At 67.2% G+C, this 18,844-nt stretch carries 21 protein-coding genes and 2 riboswitches; of the genes, 11 read left to right on the top strand and 10 right to left on the bottom strand.

All coding sequences use genetic code 11. The annotated features are described in order from the left end of the window. Positions 1–7: 7 nt before the first annotated feature. Positions 8–391: a response regulator gene (locus ACQY68_RS06285; protein ID WP_298158273.1), complete on the bottom strand. Its 384-nt coding sequence runs from the start codon at positions 389–391 to the stop codon at positions 8–10. Between the two features lie 123 nt (positions 392–514). On the opposite strand from ACQY68_RS06285, the gene ACQY68_RS06280 reads away from it, so the two are divergent. The 7 genes from ACQY68_RS06280 to ACQY68_RS06250 all read left to right on the top strand — a co-directional run bounded on the left by ACQY68_RS06280 (position 515) and on the right by ACQY68_RS06250 (position 5,514). Beyond that, the gene (locus ACQY68_RS06280; protein ID WP_428152195.1) at positions 515–1,774 is read left to right on the top strand and encodes a DNA polymerase IV; all 1,260 of its coding nucleotides are present in this window, start codon (positions 515–517) and stop codon (positions 1,772–1,774) included. A gap of 199 nt (positions 1,775–1,973) precedes the next feature. Continuing rightward, positions 1,974–2,714, top strand: a complete 741-nt coding sequence (locus tag ACQY68_RS06275) for a polysaccharide deacetylase family protein (RefSeq protein ID WP_428152194.1) — start codon at positions 1,974–1,976, stop codon at positions 2,712–2,714. A gap of 188 nt (positions 2,715–2,902) precedes the next feature. Then, positions 2,903–3,262 carry an AtpZ/AtpI family protein gene (locus tag ACQY68_RS06270; RefSeq protein ID WP_428152193.1) on the top strand — a complete coding sequence of 120 codons (360 nt, stop codon included), beginning with the start codon at positions 2,903–2,905 and terminating at the stop codon, positions 3,260–3,262. A 9-nt stretch (positions 3,263–3,271) separates the two neighbouring features. After that, on the top strand, positions 3,272–4,054 hold the full coding sequence (locus ACQY68_RS06265; protein WP_428152192.1) for a F0F1 ATP synthase subunit A: 783 nt from the start codon (positions 3,272–3,274) through the stop codon (positions 4,052–4,054). 55 nt (positions 4,055–4,109) lie between these two features. Continuing rightward, a complete protein-coding gene (locus ACQY68_RS06260) occupies positions 4,110–4,334 on the top strand; it encodes a F0F1 ATP synthase subunit C (protein ID WP_168045007.1) in 225 nt (74 codons plus the stop codon). 77 nt (positions 4,335–4,411) lie between these two features. Next, entirely contained in the window at positions 4,412–4,999 is a 588-nt protein-coding gene (locus tag ACQY68_RS06255; protein WP_428152191.1) for a hypothetical protein, read from the top strand. After that, complete coding sequence (locus ACQY68_RS06250) at positions 4,999–5,514, top strand: F0F1 ATP synthase subunit B (protein ID WP_428152190.1); 516 nt, start codon at positions 4,999–5,001, stop codon at positions 5,512–5,514. The genes ACQY68_RS06255 and ACQY68_RS06250 overlap by 1 nt, the downstream gene beginning before the upstream one ends. Positions 5,515–5,586: 72 nt before the next feature. Here ACQY68_RS06250 and ACQY68_RS06245 read toward each other — a convergent pair whose 3' ends face one another. Beyond that, positions 5,587–6,057 carry a DUF6789 family protein gene (locus ACQY68_RS06245; RefSeq protein ID WP_428152189.1) on the bottom strand — a complete coding sequence of 157 codons (471 nt, stop codon included), beginning with the start codon at positions 6,055–6,057 and terminating at the stop codon, positions 5,587–5,589. Between the two features lie 214 nt (positions 6,058–6,271). On the opposite strand from ACQY68_RS06245, the gene ACQY68_RS06240 reads away from it, so the two are divergent. Together ACQY68_RS06240 and ACQY68_RS06235 are read left to right on the top strand one after the other, a co-directional pair. Then, positions 6,272–6,724 carry a DUF805 domain-containing protein gene (locus tag ACQY68_RS06240; protein WP_428152188.1) on the top strand — a complete coding sequence of 151 codons (453 nt, stop codon included), beginning with the start codon at positions 6,272–6,274 and terminating at the stop codon, positions 6,722–6,724. Between the two features lies 1 nt (position 6,725). Next, positions 6,726–7,217, top strand: a complete 492-nt coding sequence (locus ACQY68_RS06235) for a DUF805 domain-containing protein (RefSeq protein WP_428152187.1) — start codon at positions 6,726–6,728, stop codon at positions 7,215–7,217. Between the two features lie 98 nt (positions 7,218–7,315). Here ACQY68_RS06235 and gcvPB read toward each other — a convergent pair whose 3' ends face one another. From gcvPB to gcvT, 4 genes are read right to left on the bottom strand one after another with little or no spacing between them, the layout of a single operon-like run. Further along, positions 7,316–8,893 (bottom strand): aminomethyl-transferring glycine dehydrogenase subunit GcvPB, encoded by a 1,578-nt coding sequence (gcvPB, locus tag ACQY68_RS06230; RefSeq protein WP_428152186.1) that lies wholly within the window; start codon positions 8,891–8,893, stop codon positions 7,316–7,318. Positions 8,894–8,895: 2 nt separating this feature from the next. Continuing rightward, on the bottom strand, positions 8,896–10,245 hold the full coding sequence (gene gcvPA, locus ACQY68_RS06225; RefSeq protein ID WP_428152185.1) for an aminomethyl-transferring glycine dehydrogenase subunit GcvPA: 1,350 nt from the start codon (positions 10,243–10,245) through the stop codon (positions 8,896–8,898). 28 nt (positions 10,246–10,273) lie between these two features. Next, on the bottom strand, positions 10,274–10,639 hold the full coding sequence (gene gcvH, locus ACQY68_RS06220; RefSeq protein ID WP_428152184.1) for a glycine cleavage system protein GcvH: 366 nt from the start codon (positions 10,637–10,639) through the stop codon (positions 10,274–10,276). Between the two features lie 9 nt (positions 10,640–10,648). Further along, positions 10,649–11,764: a glycine cleavage system aminomethyltransferase GcvT gene (gcvT, locus tag ACQY68_RS06215; protein WP_428152183.1), complete on the bottom strand. Its 1,116-nt coding sequence runs from the start codon at positions 11,762–11,764 to the stop codon at positions 10,649–10,651. Positions 11,765–11,823: 59 nt separating this feature from the next. Next, positions 11,824–11,908, bottom strand: a riboswitch (glycine riboswitch). Positions 11,909–11,912: 4 nt separating this feature from the next. Next, positions 11,913–12,012, bottom strand: a riboswitch (glycine riboswitch). Positions 12,013–12,123: 111 nt separating this feature from the next. Here gcvT and ACQY68_RS06210 point away from each other — a divergent pair. Then, on the top strand, positions 12,124–13,158 hold the full coding sequence (locus ACQY68_RS06210; protein WP_428152182.1) for an alpha/beta hydrolase: 1,035 nt from the start codon (positions 12,124–12,126) through the stop codon (positions 13,156–13,158). A 260-nt stretch (positions 13,159–13,418) separates the two neighbouring features. Here ACQY68_RS06210 and ACQY68_RS06205 read toward each other — a convergent pair whose 3' ends face one another. The 4 genes from ACQY68_RS06205 to ACQY68_RS06190 form a co-directional block, all read right to left on the bottom strand. Beyond that, positions 13,419–14,429: an adenosine deaminase gene (locus tag ACQY68_RS06205; RefSeq protein WP_428152181.1), complete on the bottom strand. Its 1,011-nt coding sequence runs from the start codon at positions 14,427–14,429 to the stop codon at positions 13,419–13,421. 21 nt (positions 14,430–14,450) lie between these two features. Beyond that, positions 14,451–15,218: an NYN domain-containing protein gene (locus tag ACQY68_RS06200; protein ID WP_428152180.1), complete on the bottom strand. Its 768-nt coding sequence runs from the start codon at positions 15,216–15,218 to the stop codon at positions 14,451–14,453. 69 nt (positions 15,219–15,287) lie between these two features. Beyond that, the gene (gene argS / locus ACQY68_RS06195) at positions 15,288–17,051 is read right to left on the bottom strand and encodes an arginine--tRNA ligase (protein ID WP_428152179.1); all 1,764 of its coding nucleotides are present in this window, start codon (positions 17,049–17,051) and stop codon (positions 15,288–15,290) included. After that, the gene (locus tag ACQY68_RS06190) at positions 17,048–17,719 is read right to left on the bottom strand and encodes a Tat pathway signal sequence domain protein (protein WP_428152178.1); all 672 of its coding nucleotides are present in this window, start codon (positions 17,717–17,719) and stop codon (positions 17,048–17,050) included. The genes argS and ACQY68_RS06190 overlap by 4 nt, the downstream gene beginning before the upstream one ends. A 133-nt stretch (positions 17,720–17,852) precedes the next feature. Between ACQY68_RS06190 and ispH the strand changes: the two genes are divergently transcribed. After that, positions 17,853–18,836, top strand: coding sequence for a 4-hydroxy-3-methylbut-2-enyl diphosphate reductase (gene ispH / locus ACQY68_RS06185; RefSeq protein ID WP_428152177.1), 984 nt, complete (start codon positions 17,853–17,855; stop codon positions 18,834–18,836). Positions 18,837–18,844: the final 8 nt, after the last annotated feature.

Here is an 18,844-nt window from a genome sequence, read left to right as displayed (position 1 = left end):
CGGAGAGCTACCCTACCGTTACTGGCTGGTTCAGGTGCTTCTTCACCGTCTCCAGGAAATGCATCACCGAGATGGGCTTGGAGATATAGGCCTCGCAGCCGCCCTGCCGGATCCGCTCCTCGTCGCCCTTCATGGCGAAGGCCGTGACCGCGATGATCGGAATGTGGGCCAGTTCCTCGTCGTCCTTCAGCCACTTGGTGACCTCCAGCCCCGAGATCTCGGGCAGCTGGATGTCCATCAGGATCAGGTCGGGCATGTGCTGGCGCGCCAGAGCCATCGCCTGCAGCCCCTCGCGGGTCTGCAGGATCTGGTAGCCCTGCGAGTCGAGCAGATCATGAAAAAGCTTCATGTTCAGCTCGTTATCCTCGACGATGAGGACTTTCTTGGACATCTTCACCCGGTCTGGCCGCCTCGACTTGCGCGGACGTCGCGCCGAGAGACATGCCGCTTCTTCGATTGGGATTGTGCCTGCGCAGTCTTAAGTTGGGGTGAAGTCGGGAAACCAAGCTTGGCCATGAAGGCGATCTGTCGTGAATGCCTCTGGACCGGGGAGGACGCCGTCCGGCGCTGCCCGTCCTGCGGTTCGCCGCGCGTCGTCTGCGATCCCGAGCTCGACCGGCTGTCGATCGCACACCTCGACTGCGACGCCTTCTACGCCTCGGTGGAGAAGCGCGACCGCCCCGAACTGCGCGACCGCCCCGTCATCGTCGGCGGCGGGGTGCGGGGCGTGGTTTCCACCTGCTGCTACATCGCCCGCCAGTCGGGCGTCCATTCGGCCATGCCGATGTTCAAGGCGCTCAAGGCCTGCCCCGACGCGGTCGTCATCAAGCCGGACTTCTCCAAATACGTCCCCGAATCGGAACGCATTTTCCGCTTTGTAGGAGAGCTGACGCCCCTGGTGCAGACCCTGTCCCTTGACGAGGCCTGGATCGATCTGTCCGGGACCGAACGCCTCAACGGCGGCCCGCCCGCGCTCCAGCTCATTCGCCTCCAGAAACGCATCGAGGACGAGACCGGCCTCAGCGTCTCGATCGGCCTGGCCCCCAACCGCTTCCTCGCCAAGATCGCTTCCGAGCTCGACAAGCCGCGCGGCTTCTCCGTCATCGGCACGGCCAATGCCCAGGCCCTGCTGGCCCCCAAGTCCGTCCGCATCCTGCCGGGCGTCGGTCCCGTCTTCGGCAAGACGCTCGTCAGCGACGGCTTCGCCACCGTCGGCGACCTCGCCGCCGCCGACGTCCGCGACCTGGTCAAACGCTATGGCGAGACCGGCCTTCGCCTCCACGACCTCGCCCACGCCCGCGACGCCCGTCTGGTCAGCCCCGAACACGACCGTCGCGGCATGAGCGCCGAGAACACCTTCAACGCCGACCTGACGGCCCTCGAAGACCTCGAGGCCGAGCTCTGGCCCCTGTGCGAAAAGGTCGCCTCCAAAGCCCGTCGCGACGGCGTCTCCAGCCGCGTCGTCATCCTCAAGCTGCGCCGTACCGACTTCAAGATCGTCACCCGGCGCAAGACCCTGCCCGACCCGGTCCAGACCGCCCGCGCCCTGTTCGCCATCGGCCGCGAACTTCTCGCCCCCGAACTGGGCCGCCCCTATCGTTTGATCGGCATCGGTCTCGCCGACATCCAGGACGCCGAGGACCTGCCCGAGGGGCTGTTCGCCTCCCCCGACCGCCGGACCCTCAAGACCGAAACCACCATCGACGCCCTCCGCCAGAAGTTCGGCGCCTCCGCCGTGGTGGCGGGGCGGGCGCTGAAGCCGAAGCCGCGCTAGCTCCCCACCGCACTCCGTCACCCTCGGGCTTGTCCCGAGGGTCCATCGTTCAGCAAACGCGATGTTAGCCAGTACGCGCCGGCCTGAGCGCGCCTTTGCGCCATCGGGCCTGAAGACACATGGATCCTCGGGACAAGCCCGAGGATGACGGGGAGAGATCGTTCAACCGCCCTTAAGCTCGTCCGTGCATCCTCCCCCAATGTCCGCATTCCTCGACAAGATGCGCCGCCGGGGCGGCCGCTACCTCGGCGTCCGGTCCGCAGCCGTGCGCCCCGAACGTGGCATCTTCAGCCTGTCGTTCGACGACATCCCGGTCAGCGCCTGGACCGAGGCCGGTCCGATCCTGAAGGACCACGGCGTCGCCGCCACCTACTATGTTGCCGGCGGCCTGTCGGACGGCGAGAACCTCGGCCTGCCCCAGTTCTCGACCGCCCACCTGCAACAGCTGTTCGCCGCCGGTCACGAGGTCGGCTGCCACACCTTCGGCCACACCAGCGCGCTCAAGGTCTCGCCCGAGGCCTACGCTGCCGACCTCGACAGGAACGCCGCCTGGGTCGCCGAACGCCTCGACGGCCATATCATGACCACCTTCGCCTGGCCCTACGGCGACGTCTCCGTCGGCGCCAAGGCCGTCGTCGCCGACCGCTTCGCCCTCGCCCGAGGCATCCGCGACGGGGTCAACGCCGGCAGCGCCGACCGCGCCAACCTGCAGGCCATCGGCCTGGAGAGCCGCCGCCTCCCCGGTTACGATCTCGAGGCCCTGATGGTCGAGACCGCCGCCCGCAAGGGCTGGCTCGTCGCCTACGGCCACGACGTCATGGACGGCCCGACGCCCTACGGCTGCACGCCCGACGACCTCGACCGCGTGATCCGGCTGGCGAAGACGGCCGGGCTGGAGATCCTGCCCGTCGGTCAGGCCTGGGAGCGGATGGCGGCGTAAACTTCCCTCTCCCGCCGGGAGAGGGTCCAGCGGAACCTGCGAGACCCGCGACAATTCAACGCCTTAGCGCCGTTCCACCGCGCCTTGACCTTCCGCCCCCTCGCCTATAGGTTCCGCGCCGAATTCAGACCCCTGTCGGGGCCCGCAAATTCATGCGTGGTCGGGCGGGGTTAGAAACAACAAAGCCCATGTCCCTGCCCCCGGAATCGCGCGAAGAGGCGATCAAACGCCTCACCGAAAGCGCATCCTCCCTGGAGGCGCGCACCGCCCGCGAGGTTTCTCACGAAGCGGCGGGTCAGGCGGCGGCCGGTCAGGCATGGCGGATCATCGCCGACCTGTTCGGCGGCGTGTTCGTAGGGCTGGCCCTGGGTGCGATCGCGGACCGGTTCCTCGATACCGGACCCTGGGGTTTGATCGGCGGCGTCCTTCTGGGCTTCGCCGTTTCGGTCTGGATGGCCTGGTCGACGGCGCAACGCCTGATGGCCCAGGCGAAAGCAAGCGGAGTGGAGCCGAAGTCGGTTCCCTTCGATGATGACGAAGAGACGTAAAAGGCGCCCATGGCTGATCCGCTTCACCAGTTCCAGATCGTCCCGCTCGAAGGCCTCGACTTCGGGATGGTGACCCTGCCCGTCATCGGCGAACAGCATATCGCGTTCACGAACTCGCACCTGGCCATGACCATCGCTTTCGGCCTGGTCGTCCTGTTCCTTCAGGTCGTGACCGCCGGCGCCAAGGTCGTTCCGGGTCGCTGGCAGTCCGCCGGCGAGACCCTGTTCGGCATGATCGACGGCATCGTCGATTCGATCATCGGCCACGACGGCAGGAAGCTGTTCCCGTTCGTCTTCACCGTTTTCACCTTCATCCTGGCCATGAACTTCATCGGCCTGTTCCTGACCTTCACGGCCACCTCGCAGATCGCCGTCACCGCCACCTTCGGTGTGCTGACCATCCTGCTGGTGCTGGCCATCGGTTTCGCCAAGCATGGCCTCGGCTTCTTCAAGCTGTTCGTGCCGTCGGGCGTGCCGTGGCCGGTCCTGCCCTTCGTGATCATCATCGAGTTCGTCTCGTTCCTGCTGCGCCCGGTCACTCTGACCCTTCGTCTGTTCGGCAACATGATGGGCGGCCACGTCGCCCTGAAGGTCTTCGCCGGCTTCGTGGTCATCGGTGTCGGCGGTTCCGTCGGCCTCGGCCTCGGCATCCCGATCGCCCTGATGTCGATGGGCATGACCGTCGGCCTGACCGCGCTGGAGTTCCTGGTGGCCTTCCTCCAGGCCTTCGTCTTCGCCGTTCTGACCTGCATCTACCTCAACGATGTGGTCAACCTGGGCCACGGGCACTAAAGCCCCACCTCAGTTCCTCACCAACCCAACCAACCTCAGACTAGGACTTAAGATTATGGAAGCAGAAGCCGCCAAGCTCATCGGCGCCGGCCTCGCAATGACCGGCATGATCGGCGCCGGCATCGGCGTCGGCAACATCTTCGGCTCGTTCCTGACGGGCGCACTGCGTAACCCGTCGGCCGCCGGCTCGCAAATCGGCAACCTGTTCGTGGGCGCCGCCCTGGCCGAAGCCCTGGGCATCCTGTCCTTCGTTCTGGGCATCCTGCTCTACTCGGCCTGATTGCCGCATCCGATCAGGCGCGGCGCCGGTGATCCCGGCTGCCGCGCCTTTTCGATTGATTTCAGAACAGACGGACCATGACTGCACACACCGAATTCGCACCTCCCGTGCCCAACGCGGCTGATCACGCCGCGGTCGCGGACACGCATGCCTCGACCGAAGCCGCTCACGGCGAAGGCGGCGGCCTGCCCCAGTTCGAGTTCCAGCACTGGTTCGGACAGATCGTCTATCTGATCGTCCTGTTCGCCATCCTCTATCTGCTGATCGCCAAGGTCTTCGCCCCGCGCATGCGCCGCGTGTTCGACGAGCGTGAAAGCACCATCTCCACCGCCATCGCCACGGCCCGTCAGGTCCAGGCCGAGGCCGCCGGCCAAGCCGAAGCCGCCAAGGCCGAGGTCGAGAAGGCCCGCGCCGACAGCCGCGCCGCCTCCGTCGCCGCCAGGGCCCGCGTCACCGACGAAGCCAACCGTCGCGCCGCCGCGGAAGAAGCCATCGTCAACGCCCGCATCGCCGAGGCCGAGACCGCCATCGGCAAGACCCGCGACGCCGCCATGGCCAATGTCGCCACCATCGCCGCCGACACCGCCTCGGCCATCGTCGAGCGCCTGACCGGCAAGGCCCCCACGGCCGCCGAGGCCGCCGCCGCCGTCAAGGGAGCCGCCTGATGAACATGTTCATGGAAGAGGGCTTCTGGGGCCTCCAGAGCGCTGAGATGTGGGTCCTCGTCGGCCTGCTGATCTTCATCGGCATCTGCGTCTTCGTCGGCGTGCCGAAACTGGTCGCCGGCCAGCTCGACGCCAAGGGCGCCAAGATCCAGGCCGAGCTCGATGAGGCCCAGCGCCTGCGCGCCGAGGCCGAGGCCCTGCTGGCCACGATCCGCGCAGAGAAGGCCGCCGCCGAAGCCCAGGCCCGCGACATGCTGGCCGCCGCCGAAGCCGACGCCCGCATCATGGAAGCCGACGCCAAGGTCCGCCTCGAAGAGACCCTGGCCCGTCGTCAGGCCCTCGCCGAACGCCGCATCGCCTCCGCCGAGGTTCAGGCCACGGCGGAAGTGAAGGCCGCCGCCGCCGAGGTCGCAGCCCAGGCCGCCGAGACCATCCTGACCGCCCGCATCGCCGGCGCGAAGACCGACCCCCTGCTCGACGCCGCCATCGCCCAGATCGGCTCGCGCCTGAACTAGGCCCCGTCGTCAGCGACAACGAAAAAGGGCGGCGCACCGGCTGGTGCGCCGCCCTTCTCTTTTGCGGGGTCGTCAGTGGGCCGGGGCCACCCCGTCCATCATCTTGGCGGCCCGCTTCTCGCGCTCCACCAGCCGGGCGTAGACATTGCCCAGTACGATGCCGAACACGGCGTGGCTGACCAGCATCCAGGCGACCATGCCGAACCCGCCGGTGCCGCGGAAGATCCGCGGATCGCCGATCAGGAAGACCATCACCATCAGCACCGCCCAGGCGCCGACGGCGAAGATGATGCCCTTGGTCTCGGCGGTCTGGCCCGGCATCCGGGGACACAGGATCCCGAACAGGGAGCCCAGGATCACCGACCCGGCGACGAAGTGGGCGATCCACCCCACGGTCAGGTTTCCGGGCATCCCGATCAGACTGGCCACAAAGAGCGGAAACGGCTCCACCCACGGACCAGCAAACAGGTTCACAGCTTCGAGTATTGAGACGGCGACCGTGGCGAACAGGCCAGCGATTACGCCCTTTTGTACGCGTGACATCATAACGACAGCGCCTCCCAACGCTTGTTTCCGTTCCGATAACGCAGGGAGGACTCTACGCCTGTCGCGTCAGGACGCTATTCAGCCACATTCACAACCGCGTGCTTCGCAGTTGCGGTAGGACCCGAGAGGCGTTGCCGTTCCGACAACCTTTGCTAGAGTTCGGAGATCAAGGGAGGCGCCCGTGTTTCGTTCGGAAGTGTTTCGGGGACGCATGTCGCGACTCCCCTATTTTCTCTCGGTAATCGGCCTGTGGCTGATCATGCTGCTGGCGCAGCCGTTGCTTCTGGACCTGCCGAACTTCATCGAGAGCGGGCGGATCCTGGATTCGCTGTGGCACGGCGACTATAAGGTCTACGGCGCGGCGATCGACGCCGCGATCCACGAGACGACAAACCAGAGCGCGCGCTACGCCGCCCTCGCGGCCGTGACGCTTGCCCTTTTCGGGGCCTTTCTGATCCTCAGCGCCCGACGCCTTCGCGACCTGGGACGCCCAGGCCGCTACGCTTTGATCGCCTTGGTCCCGTTCGTCGGCGCCCAAGCCCTGTTCGCCGTGCTGATCCTTCTCCCCGGCGACAAGGGCGAGAACGCCTATGGCGTCAGGCATCAGGCGCGCGCCGACGACGAGGCGCGGCACGGCTTCGCGCCTCCGATGCGCGAAGCCTGAAGTGATCAGCCTGACCGGATTGTTCAGCTTCGAAGGCCGTGCCCGTCGCTCAGAATGGTGGCTGACCACCATCGGGGTGGCCATCCTCGGCAGCCTCTTCATCACCGTTGTCAGCCTGACGGCGTCGGGGGGCGACTGGTCTAACCTCGCGAGCAGCTCGGCCATGCCTGTGGCGATCGTCGTCCTGAACCTGGCGGTGGGCGCTCTGGTCTTCTGGATCCAGACCGCCGTCGGCGTGCGTCGCTCCCACGATCGCGGCCAGTCCGGCGTCGGCGTGATCGCCTATCAACTGACCAGCTACGGCTGGAGTTTTATTCCGATGGTGGTCCTGGCATCCGGGCTCGAGCCGCCGCCCATCCCGTTCGCCGGCGCCTTCCTGTTCGCCTTCGCCGTCATCCTTGTGATCTGCGCCGTCTATTTCCTAGTCACCCTCGGCTTCCTGAGCGGGGAGCCGACCGCCAACGCCTACGGCCAGACCCCCAAGACGGTCTAGAACCAGAACTACGCCGCTCCCGCCCTCGACTGACCGGCCAACGAAAAGGCCATGCCGGCGAACCGGCATGGCCTTTCACGCATCCTGTCGCGTCGAGATCACTCCGCCGCGATGTTCGTACCTTCCGGCGCGACCCAGCGAAGCTTCGGCGAACGCGCGGCGCGGGTCTCGTCCAGACGACGCAGCGGCGCGTGGAAGGGCGCCCCCTTGAACCGCTCGACCTCGCCGGCCTTCGCGGCTTGGGCCAGCAGGCGCAGGGCGTTGATGAACCGGTCCAGCTCGGCCTTGGATTCCGTCTCGGTCGGCTCGATCAGCATGGCCCCGTGGACGACCAGGGGGAAATACATGGTCATCGGGTGGAAGCCCTCGTCGATCATCGCCTTGGCGAAGTCGAGCGTGGTGATGTCCGTGCCCTTCAGCCACTCGTCGTCGAACAGGGCCTCGTGCATGCAGGGACCGTCCGGGAAGGCCGCCGACATGACGTCCGACAGGCGGGCCTTGATGTAGTTGGCGTTCAGCACCGCATCCTCGGCGACCTGACGCAGGCCGTCGGCGCCGTGGCTCATCATGTAGCTGAGGGCGCGGACATACATGCCCATCTGCCCCTGGAAGGCGCAGAGACGGCCGAAAGCCTGGGCCGCGTCGCCCTCCTCCCGCTCGATCAACTCATAGCCGTCGGCGCCGTGCACGACCCAGGGGGCCGGGGCGAAGGGCGCGAGCGCCTCCGACAGCACCACCGGACCCGCACCGGGCCCGCCGCCGCCGTGGGGCGTCGAGAAGGTCTTGTGCAGGTTGATGTGCATGGCGTCGACGCCCAGGTCGCCCGGGCGCACCCGGCCGACGATGGCGTTGAAGTTGGCGCCGTCGCAGTAGAAATAGGCGCCCGCCTCGTGCGTCAGCCGGCTGATCTCCAGAATGTCGCGCTCGAACAGGCCGCAGGTGTTGGGGTTGGTCACCATGATGGCGGCCACGTCCGGACCCAGCTTCGACGCCAGATCGGCCACGTCCACGCGACCGTCTTCGGTCTGGGCGACTTCCACCACCGAATAGCCGACGAAGGCCGCCGTCGCCGGGTTGGTCCCGTGGGCCGAGGTCGGCACCAGCACCTTGCGGCGCGCCTCATGCTGGCCCGAGGCCTCGTGCGCGGCGCGAATGGCCATCAGGCCGCACAGCTCGCCATGCGCGCCCGCCTTGGGCGACAGGGCGACGGCCGGCATGCCGGTCAGGGTCTTCAGCCAGTGCGACAGCTGATCCATCAGCTCCAGCGCCCCCTGCACCGTCGAGATCGGCTGCAGCGGGTGGATGTCCGAGAAGCCCGGCAGGCGCGCCATCTTCTCGTTCAGGCGCGGATTGTGCTTCATCGTGCACGAGCCGAGCGGATACAGCGCGAGGTCGATCGCGTGGTTCTTCTGCGACAGCCGAACGTAGTGGCGCATGGTCTCGGGCTCGGACAGCCCCGGCAGGCCGATCGGATCGCGGCGGACCAGATCACCCAGATCGCTGCCGTCCGTCTTCGGCTCCGGCAGGTCGACGCCGGTCTTGCCCCAGCCGTCGCTCTCGAAGATGAGCAGTTCGTCCTGCAACAAGCCGCGGGCCCCGGTCAGGGTCGGATGCTTGTAGTCGTGGTCAACGGCGGTGGGCGCGGTCGGACGGCCGACGGTGTTCATCGTGCTCATGGTCAGGCTCCGGCCAGGATCTTGGTCATCGACTTCACAAGGATCTGGATATCCACATCCATCGTCGTCTCGGTCGCGCAGACCAGCAGGACGTCGTCCATGCCGGCGTCGGGCGCCAGGCGGCTGTAGGGCACCCCGGCCAGCACATGATGCGCGGCCAGCTGGTCCACCACCTCGGCGGCGTTCTTCGGCAGCTTCACGGCGAACTCATTGAAGAACCGACCGGTCAGGATCTCGACCCCCGGAATGGCGGCCAGGGCATCGCGCGTCGCCAGCGCCTTCTCGTGGTTAAGCAGGGCGAGCTTCCGCAGCCCCGTCTCGCCCAGCAGGCTCATGTGAATGGTGAAGGCCAGGCTGCAGAGGCCCGAGTTGGTGCAGATGTTCGAGGTCGCCTTGTCGCGGCGGATATGCTGCTCGCGCGTCGACAGGGTCAGGACGAAGCCCCGCTCGCCGTCCGCATCGACCGTCTCGCCGCACAGGCGGCCCGGCATCTGACGGATCAGCTTCTCGCGCGTGGCGAACAGACCGACGTACGGCCCGCCGTAGTTCAGGGCGTTGCCGATCGACTGGCCCTCGGCGGCGACGATATCTGCCCCCATCTCACCCGGCGACTTCAGCAGCCCCATCGACACGGCCTCGGTGACCACGACGATCAGCAGAGCGCCGGCGGCGTGGGCGGCCTCGGCGATCTTCGTCACGTCCGTCGCCGTGCCGAAGACGTTCGGGGTCTGGACGACGACGCAGGCCGTGTCGGGTCCGATCTGGGCGATGACGTCGGCTTCCGCGTCCACGGCGGCGGCCAGGACTTGGGTCTCGACGCCGACGGCGTGCACGACGGTCTCGGTCGCCCGGACATAGTGGGGATGCACCCCGCCCGAGATGACCGCCTTGTTCCGGCGCGTCACCCGCGTCGCCATCAGCACGCCCTCGGCCATCGCGGTCGAGCCGTCGTAGAGCGAGGCGTTGGCAACATCCATGCCCGTCAGGTTCGCGACCTGGGTCTGGAACTCATAGAGATACTGCAGCGTCCCCTGCGCGATCTCGGGCTGGTAGGGCGTATAGCTGGTCAGGAACTCCGAGCGCTGGATCACGTGATCCACCGTCGCCGGCACATGGTGGCGATAGGCCCCCGCGCCGCAGAAGAAGGGCCTCGATCCCGCCGCGACATTCCGCGACGCCATCGCCGACAGAGCACGGTCGACCTCCAGCTCCCCCATGACGTGGGGCAGGTCGACGAAGCCGTCCCGCCGCGCCGGCTGGGGCACGTCCACGAACAGATCGTCGATCGATTTGACGCCGATGGCGGCGAGCATCGCCGTCCGGTCGTCGGGGGTCAGGGGCAGGTAACGCATGGCGGGGAGTCCGAGCGTGAAAGGGAAATCAGAGCGAAGCGAGGAAGGCGTCGTAGGCCGCACGATCCATCAGGCCGTCGATTGCCGAGGCGTCCGACACCTTGATCTTCGCAAACCAGCCCTCGCCTTCGGCGTCGGCGTTGACCGTCTCCGGCGCGGTCGCCAGCGTCGCATTGCCCTCGATCACCTCGCCCGACACGGGCGCATAGACGTCCGACGCCGCCTTGACGCTCTCGACGACGGCGAAGCTGTCGCCCTTGCCGACGGTCTTGCCGGCTTCCGGGGTTTCGACGAACACCACGTCGCCCAGCTGGTCGGCGGCGTGTTTGGAGATGCCAACGGTGGCGACGTCGCCGTCGAGGCGAACCCACTCGTGATCCTTGGTGAAGTGCATGGTGATCCCTCAGGCTTTCGGTTTGCGGTAATAGCGTTGGGCGACGAACGGCATGTCGATGACCTCGGCGGCGGCGGCCTTGCCGCGCACGACGACCTTAAGCTCGGTCCCCAGGGCGGCATGCGACGGCGGCACGTATCCCATGGCGATGTTGCGCCCCAGGGTCGGCGACGGCCCGCCCGAGGTCACCTTGCCGATGACGTTTCCGTTCAGATCGGCGATCTCGGCGCCTTCACGGGCCGGTGCGCCTTCCTTGACCGACAGACCGACGCGAACGCGGCTCGGCCCGTCCGCCAGTTCCTTCAGGATGCGGTCGGCGCCGTTGAAGTCGGCGGCTTCCTTCCTCGACTTCGACAGGGCGAAGGTCAGCGCCCCCTCGACCGGCGAGGTCCCCGGATCGATGTCATGCCCGTGCAGCGGCAGCCCCGCTTCAAGACGCAGGCTGTCCCGCGCGCCCAAACCGATCGGCTTGACCCGCGCGTCTTCCAGGATCGTATTCCAAACACGTTCGGCGTCCGCCGCCGGCACGGAAATCTCGTAGCCGTCCTCGCCCGTGTAGCCCGAGCGCGAGACGTAGCAGTCGACCCCGAACAGCATCAGCCGCGCGCAGTCCATGAAGCCGAACTCGGCCAGGACCGGCTCATGCTTCGCCATGACCTCGGCGGCTTCCGGTCCCTGGATCGCGATCAGGGCGCGGTCGTCCAGCACGGTCAGCGTCGCGTCGCCCGACAGGTGCTCGGACCAGAAGGCGAAATCCTCGTCCTTGTTGCCGGCGTTGACGACGACGAACAGGCCATCGTGGTCGGGCTTGCCCGCCATCAGGTCGTCGATGATTCCGCCCTGTGCGTTCAGCAGCAGGCTGTATTTCTGGCGACCCGACTTCAGCACCTGATAGTCGCCCGGTACGAAGCGTTCGAACTGGGTGATGGCGTCCGCGCCGGTGATCTTGCACTGGCCCATGTGCGATACGTCGAACAGGCCGGCATGTTCGCGCGTCCAGCGGTGTTCGGCCAGGACGCCCTCGTACTGCACCGGCATATCGTAGCCGCCGAAGCCCACCATGCGGGCTCCCAGCGCGCGGTGCGCGGCGTTCAGGACGGTGGTCTTCAGTGTTTCGTCGGTCATGCGGTCCAGACTTTCAGGGTCGCGTATCGAGGCGGAAAGCTCCGCCGTCCTCGCGCCCCCGCTGTCCTGAAGCCTGAGAGATTCCAACGCCAGAAGTGAGGCGTCTTGCTCCGTCGGCGCGATCCGAAGACCGACTTTCCAGCGTCCGAATGTCCTCGCGGTCCGTTTGCCTGAGCGTTTCCGGGGCGGTTGCGCCTTCGGCTCCGGGTCGGTTTTTGAGGCCGCCCGATCTCTCCCGCGAGAGCGAGGTGACCAAGGCCCCGACTCCGGCCGCGAGTCAAGCTTCGGCGTACGGAACGTCGCCCGGCTTTCCGGCTTTAGCCCTGCACCCCCAACGCCATCCTTCTTCGGAGAAGTCTATGTCTATCCTCGATAAAATCTTCGGCGACGACGACAAGCCGCGCCACACTCCGGCCAAGGCCGACATTCCGATGCAGCATGTCCTCGACCATCTCGCCCGCCTCGGCGGCAAGCCGATCGAGAGCCTGTCGCCGCAGGAAGCCCGCCTCCAGCCCACCCCGACCGACGCGGTCAAGGCGATCCTGCAGGAGACGATCAAGGATCAGGACCCCACCTTGGGCATCCAGACCCGCGACATCACCATCGACGGCGCCGCCGGCCCGCTTCAGGCCCGCGTCTATTCGCCCAACCTCGACAGCGACGATCTGAAGCCGCTGGTCGTCTATTTCCACGGCGGCGGTTTCGTCATCGCCGACCTCGACGTCTACGACGGCGGCCCCCGTGGCATCGCCCGGTTCGCCGATGTCGTCGTCCTTTCGGTCCATTACCGCCAAGCGCCCGAGAACAAATTCCCTGCCGCCCACGACGACGCTGTCGCGGCCTGGAAATGGGCCCTCGCCAACGCCCAGACGATCGGCGGCGACCCCCGGAAGATCGCCGTCATGGGCGAAAGCGCCGGCGGTAACCTCGCCATCAACGTCTCGATCGCCGCCCGCGACCAGGGCCTGACCCCGCCCAAGCATCAGGTGCTGGTCTACCCGCTCGTCGGCAACGACCTGAACACGGAAAGCTATATCGAGAACGCCACGGCCAAGCCGCTGAACAAGCCGATGATCGAATGGTTCGTGAAGCATACCTTCAACGATCAGTCGGAGACCGCCGACCCGCGCGTCAACGTCGTCGGCGCGGCCAACCTGTCGGGCCTGCCCTCGTCCACGGTCATCACGGCCGAAATCGACCCCCTGCGCACCGAAGGCCAGCAGCTGGCCGAAAAGCTGGAGGCCGCCGGCGTTGACACCCGGGCCAAGACCTTCAACGGCTCGACGCATGAGTTCTTCGGCATGGCCTTGGTCGTTCCCGACGCCGCGGCCGCACAGACGTTCGCCGCCCACGAATTGAAACGGGCCTTCGGCACCGCCATCCTGCCGATCTAGCGCTCGCGCCCCCTGTCATCCCCGACGAAGCGCAGCGGAGATCGGGGATGACAATTTCAGGGTCGCACATAAAATCTTGTGCGCATGCCGAAACACCGCCACGCCTGACCCGGAAGCCCGCCAGACCCGATTTGTTAGCCTTGGTATCCGGCTGCGGTACAATCGCGCTCACGGTTCGCGGAGAGTGCGAACAGCGGCGTTTTCGTCCGTTTCGTCACGTTTCGTCACCGTCTGTGCGACATGACGAAACGGACGAAACCTCAGCCCGCGGCGTAGGCGTCGACCTCGGCCATGAGCCTCAGCTTGTCGGCGTCCGGCAGGAACGACCCCTCGAAGCTGTTCTTCGCCATCTGGGTCACCTGCGCCTTGCTGAGGCCCACGGCCTCCGCCAGCCTTGAGTAGTTGGCGTTCACGTATCCGCCGAAATAGGCCGGATCGTCCGAGTTCAGCGTCACGTGCAGCCCCCGGCGCAGCATCTCCGGCACCGGGTGGTCCTTCAGATCACTGACCACACAGAGCTTCAGGTTCGACAGCGGACAAACCGTCAGCGTCATCTGCTCGGCCGCCAGCCGCTGGATCAGGCTCTCGTCCTCCATCGAGCGGTTGCCGTGGTCCATCCGGTCGATGTGCAACAGGTCCAGCGCCTCGTGCACATAGGCGGGTGGTCCCTCTTCGCCTGCATGGGCGCACAGCTTCAGCCCCAGCTCCCGAGCCGCCGCGAAGACCCGCACGAACTTCGACGGCGGATGCCCGACCTCGGACGAGTCCAGCCCGACCCCGACGAAGTGATGCAGATAGGGTTTGGCCATCTCCAGCGTCGCAAAGGCCTCCTCCTCCGACAGATGCCGCAGGAAGCTCAGGATCAGACCGGAGCTGACGCCCAGTTCCGCCTTGGCCCGGTCCATCCCGGCGATCAGCCCCTCGACCACCACGCCGAACTCCACGCCCCGGTCGGTATGGGTCTGGGGATCGAAGAAGACCTCCGCGTGACGGACATTGTCCGCCGCCGCCCGCTGGAAATAGGCGAAGGCCAAATCCTCGAAATCCTCGCGCGTCAGCAGGACGTTGGCCCCCGCATAATAGATGTCGAGGAAGTCCTGCAGATTGGAGAAGTCATAGGCCGCCCGCACCGCCTCGACGCTGTCGAACGGAATCCGGACCCCGTTCCTCCGGGCCAGTTCGAACATCAGCTCGGGCTCCAGCGAACCTTCGATGTGCAGGTGAAGTTCGGCCTTGGGCAGGCCGGCGATATAGGCGTTCAGGTCGGTCATGGCCCCTCGCTACCAGCGCGATCAGTTCGACACCACCAGCCGCAGATGCCCACGCTTGATCTCGGGCGTCGGCGGCGGGGGCGTTGGCGGCAGCGTCGTGACCTCTCCCGGACGCCAGCTGACCGGCCGCTCGACGAACCCAGACCGCGTCAGGATGCGCTCGGGCAGGCTCGACCGCTCCAGCATCGCGATCTCGATCTCGGTCCTCAGATGCGCCCACTCCAGCAGTTGCCGGTTATGCCCCCGCCCCGGCGGCGCGACGCTGACCACGGCCTTGTCGGGATATCCCTCGTGCAGGAACCGCGCGGTGGCCGCATGGTCCCCGTCGGTGGTCAGGATATAGGCCGTATCGAACCGGTTCGCGGCCGCGTCGGCGGCCACCGCCAGAGCCAGATTGACGTCGCTCTCCTTCTCGGTCGCGTCCATCCACTGGTGCCCGCAGGCCTGGCAGTGATCCCCGTGGATGACGAAATGCCCCATCAGGCAGCGCACGGACCGCGCCCTCAGCGCCTCCTCATAGGCCAGCAGCGCCTCCATCCGGTCCCGCCTTTGCGGCCGGTGCGCGCTGACCCAGGTGACCCCCGCCAGCCGCTCTCCGGGCGGCAGCAAGGCCCGCCCCAGAGCGTTCAGGTCCAGCCACAGCAGCTCCCGCCGCTCAAGATCGAGGATTGCGTGATGCAGGTTGAACCCGTCGACATACAGCCGGGCGCGCTTGCGGAAGATGGGCAGACGGAAACCGCCGCGGCGCACCGCCGGCGTCTGACCGTCCCTGTACCCAGACCCCGCCATACCCGGCCTCGTCCTGCCCCAAGCGGGACAGTTAACCAGTGGATAACGTCGGAGTCCGTGTCGCGGGGGCTACATCCGCTCGGGCGAATCGATTCCCAGAAGTCTGAGCGCCGTCTCCAGCTGGCTCAGCGCCGCCCCGGCCAGAGCCAGCCGCGACCCCACCGTCTCAGGCTCCGAAGCCGCCAGCACCGGGCAGGCCGCGTAGAACTTGGAAAACGCCTGGGCCAGCCGATAGGCGTGCTCGGCGATCAGGTGCGGCGCACGCTTGTCGTAGGCATCCGATACAGCCTGATCGAAGGCGTCCAGCGTCAGCACCAGATCCCGCTCCGCCGGTTCCTTGACGAAGATCGGCCCGGCCAGCACGCCCTGCGCCTCGGCCTTCCGCAGCAGGGATTTGATCCGCACCGCCTGGTACAGCAGGTAGGGCCCGGTCTTGCCTTCGAAGCTCATGAACCGGTCGAGGTCGAATACGTAGCTGGTCGTCCGGCTGTTCGACAGATCGGCGAACTTCAGCGCGGCCACAGCCACTTTCGACGCCGTATCCTCGAACTCGGCTTCGGGCAGATCGGCGCCCAGATCGGCCTCCTTCAGCCGCTCGCGCGCCTTGTCCCGGGCCTGGGTGATCAGGTCGTGCAGCTTCAGCACCCCGCCCGCCCGCGTCTTGAAGGGCTTGCCGTCCGACCCGTTCATCGTGCCGTTGGCGGCGTGTTCCAGCTGGCCGGGCGTGGCGTAGCCGACCTTGTAGGCCGCCCGGAACACCTGTTCGAAGTGATCCCCCTGGCGCTGATCTACGCAGTACAGGACCAGATCGAAGTCGAACTGCTGTCGCCGGTCCAGGATCGTCGCCAGATCGGTCGTGCCGTACATGGCCGAGCCTTCCGACGAGACCAGCAGCATCGGCGGCAGCTCGCGCTTCTCACCGTCTTCCGCCACCCGGATGATCCAGGCGCCCTGGTCGAACTCGGCCAGACCGCGCGCCTTGATGTCGTCGACCATCGTCGAGATCAGGGGATCGGCGTCCGACTCCCCGTTCCACAGGTCGAAGGTGACGCCCAGCGCACCGAACTCCCGCTCCAGCGCCGTCTTCGACACCGCCACGAAATGCCGCCACAGGGCGCGGTAGCCGGGCCGGCCGCCCTGCAGCTCCGCCGTCGCCTTGCGGGCGCGGTCCCGATAGTCGGTGTCTTCCTTGGCCTTGGCCGCGGCCATCGGATAGAGGCGCTCGAGGTCGTCCAGCGTCACCGGGCTGTGGTCCGGGAACGGACCTTCGCCGTCGGCCAGGAAGGCCTCAGCCTTCTTCTCGTCGCCCACGGCGACGATCAGCAGACCCATCTGGAAGCCCCAGTCGCCGAAGTGGGCGTCGCCCCAGACCGTGTCGCCCCGGAACCGGAACAGCCGCTTCAGGCTCTCGCCGATGATCGACGAGCGGAGGTGCCCGACATGCATCGGCTTGGCCACGTTTGGCCCGGCGTAGTCGATGACGACCTTGCGCGGTTCGGCGACCTTCGAGGCCCCGGCCATAGCCGCATCGTCGGCCACGCCCTGCGCCCGACGCGCCAGCGCCTCGTTGGAGAGCTTCAGGTTGATGAAGCCCGGGCCCGCCACCTCGACGCCCGACAGGCGCGGGTCGGCGGCAAGACGTTCGGCGACGCGGCCGGCCAGCTCGCGCGGGTTGGCCTTCAGCGCCTTGGCGGCAGCCAGCGCCCCGTTGGACTGGAAGTCGGCCAGATCGGGACGGTCGGAGGCGGTGACGCGCGCGACCGATGCGTCCACGCCTTCGGCGGCGAAGGCGGCCGCGACCGCTTCGCCGAGATCGGTCCTGAGGTCGGTCATTGCGCCGGAGGGGTCGCCGCGGCCTGGCCCGCCGTCATGCGGAAGCGGCTGCCGGTGCGGTTGAACTCGGCCATCTCCGGCGTGACGTCGAAGCCGATCAGAACCTCGAAATTACCGCCGCTGGTTTCCGCCGTGGCGCGCGGGATGATCACCGACTGCTCCTCGGTGACCGAGGCGGTGGCGCCGCCTTCGAAGTTCACCGGCAGGTCGAAATATTCCTTGGCCAGCACGGCGGCGTTCCGCTCGGTGACCGCGATCCAGTAACGATAGGTGCGCTGGTCGCCCGTGGCCTGAGGTCCGCGGCCGAGGTTGAACAGGATGTTCATCTGAACCGAAATCGGCTCATCCGCTTGGTAGGCGCAGCCGGCGGTGACGCCCTCGATCTCGCCTGTGTAGCCGACGTTGGCGGCGGCGGCGCGACCGCCCTCCAGTTCCACGAACCGGGCGGCGTCATAGAGGATCTTCACGAACGGGCACGGACCGGCATTGGCGACCGATCGCAGGGGGGCGATGCGCGGCGCGCGCGAGCGTCCGCCGTTCTCTTCCTGCTGGTCCTGGGTGCTGCGGCCGCGCTCGGGGCGCTGATCGGGATCGCGCGACTGGGCGGAGGCTGCTCCGGCGGAGACGAGGACCGACAGGGCGGCGAGGGCGACGGTCGCAAGGCGCATTGAGAAATCCGGAAATCTGGCGCTGACGGAACGCGGTCAGGCTTCCCGCCTGATAGCGGCTAAAGCGAGGCGTCGCAAACCTATCGAGCCCGCCACGGTGGCGACGCAGCCTCGGAACGACTAGGTTTCATCCATGGACGCCCTCGCCCCCTCCCCCGTCACCCCGCCCCCGGAGCTGCGTCGCCCCCTGACGGTGCGCATGGCCACGCCGCGCGGCTTCTGCGCCGGGGTGGATCGGGCGATCCAGATCGTCGAGCGCGCGATCGAGAAGTTCGGCGCCCCCGTCTACGTCCGCCACGAGATCGTCCACAACAAGCACGTCGTCGACCGGCTCAAGGGCCTCGGCGCCGTCTTCGTCAAGGATCTGGACGAATGTCCGGATGACCGGCCGGTCGTCTTCTCCGCCCATGGCGTGCCGAAGTCCGTCCCCGCCACCGCTCGCGCCCGCGAACTGATGTTCCTGGACGCGACCTGTCCCCTGGTCTCGAAGGTCCATGTCGAGGCGGAGCGTCACCACGCCAATGGTCGCCACATCATCCTGATCGGCCACGCCGGCCATCCGGAAGTCGTCGGCACGCTGGGCCAGTTGCCCGATGGCGCGATCAGCCTGATCGAAACGGTCGAGGATGCCGAGGCCTTCCAGCGCCCGGGCGACCTGCCGCTGGCCTATGCGACCCAGACGACCCTGTCGCTGGACGACACCTCCGAAATACTGCGTGTGCTCAAACGCCGCTTCCCGGAGCTGCCTGACCCGCACAAGGAAGACATCTGCTACGCGACGACCAATCGGCAAGAGGCGGTCAAGCAACTGGCCGTCGGTTCGGATCTGGTTCTGGTCGTCGGGTCGAAAAACTCCTCGAACTCGGTGCGGCTGGTCGAGGTCGCGTTGCGTGCCGGGGCCGGCGACGCCCGACTGATCGACGACGCCTCGCATATCGACTGGGACTGGCTGGAGGGCGTCTCGACCGTCGGCGTGACGGCCGGCGCCTCCGCCCCCGAACCGCTGGTTCAGGCCGTGGTCCAGGCGCTGCAGCACCGCTTCGACGTCACCCTGGCCGACGATCCTGGTCAACGGGAGACCGTGACCTTCAAACTCCCCAGAGCCCTGACGGCCTGACATCGGGA

Source organism: Brevundimonas sp., assembly GCF_965278935.1.
Lineage (GTDB): Bacteria > Pseudomonadota > Alphaproteobacteria > Caulobacterales > Caulobacteraceae > Brevundimonas.
The sequence above is the reverse complement of the archived record's forward strand: the minus strand, read 5'-3'. Positions and strand labels throughout refer to the sequence as shown.

Coding starts and splice junctions, on each gene's coding strand:
- ACQY68_RS06285 (WP_298158273.1), bottom strand. CDS start 391: ATGTCCAAGAAAGTCCTCATCGTCGAGGATAACGAGCTGAACATGAAG.
- ACQY68_RS06280 (WP_428152195.1), top strand. CDS start 515: ATGAAGGCGATCTGTCGTGAATGCCTCTGGACCGGGGAGGACGCCGTC.
- ACQY68_RS06275 (WP_428152194.1), top strand. CDS start 1,974: ATGTCCGCATTCCTCGACAAGATGCGCCGCCGGGGCGGCCGCTACCTC.
- ACQY68_RS06270 (WP_428152193.1), top strand. CDS start 2,903: ATGTCCCTGCCCCCGGAATCGCGCGAAGAGGCGATCAAACGCCTCACC.
- ACQY68_RS06265 (WP_428152192.1), top strand. CDS start 3,272: ATGGCTGATCCGCTTCACCAGTTCCAGATCGTCCCGCTCGAAGGCCTC.
- ACQY68_RS06260 (WP_168045007.1), top strand. CDS start 4,110: ATGGAAGCAGAAGCCGCCAAGCTCATCGGCGCCGGCCTCGCAATGACC.
- ACQY68_RS06255 (WP_428152191.1), top strand. CDS start 4,412: ATGACTGCACACACCGAATTCGCACCTCCCGTGCCCAACGCGGCTGAT.
- ACQY68_RS06250 (WP_428152190.1), top strand. CDS start 4,999: ATGAACATGTTCATGGAAGAGGGCTTCTGGGGCCTCCAGAGCGCTGAG.
- ACQY68_RS06245 (WP_428152189.1), bottom strand. CDS start 6,057: ATGTCACGCGTACAAAAGGGCGTAATCGCTGGCCTGTTCGCCACGGTC.
- ACQY68_RS06240 (WP_428152188.1), top strand. CDS start 6,272: ATGTCGCGACTCCCCTATTTTCTCTCGGTAATCGGCCTGTGGCTGATC.
- gcvPB (WP_428152186.1), bottom strand. CDS start 8,893: ATGAGCACGATGAACACCGTCGGCCGTCCGACCGCGCCCACCGCCGTT.
- gcvPA (WP_428152185.1), bottom strand. CDS start 10,245: ATGCGTTACCTGCCCCTGACCCCCGACGACCGGACGGCGATGCTCGCC.
- gcvH (WP_428152184.1), bottom strand. CDS start 10,639: ATGCACTTCACCAAGGATCACGAGTGGGTTCGCCTCGACGGCGACGTC.
- gcvT (WP_428152183.1), bottom strand. CDS start 11,764: ATGACCGACGAAACACTGAAGACCACCGTCCTGAACGCCGCGCACCGC.
- ACQY68_RS06210 (WP_428152182.1), top strand. CDS start 12,124: ATGTCTATCCTCGATAAAATCTTCGGCGACGACGACAAGCCGCGCCAC.
- ACQY68_RS06205 (WP_428152181.1), bottom strand. CDS start 14,429: ATGACCGACCTGAACGCCTATATCGCCGGCCTGCCCAAGGCCGAACTT.
- ACQY68_RS06200 (WP_428152180.1), bottom strand. CDS start 15,218: ATGGCGGGGTCTGGGTACAGGGACGGTCAGACGCCGGCGGTGCGCCGC.
- argS (WP_428152179.1), bottom strand. CDS start 17,051: ATGACCGACCTCAGGACCGATCTCGGCGAAGCGGTCGCGGCCGCCTTC.
- ACQY68_RS06190 (WP_428152178.1), bottom strand. CDS start 17,719: ATGCGCCTTGCGACCGTCGCCCTCGCCGCCCTGTCGGTCCTCGTCTCC.
- ispH (WP_428152177.1), top strand. CDS start 17,853: ATGGACGCCCTCGCCCCCTCCCCCGTCACCCCGCCCCCGGAGCTGCGT.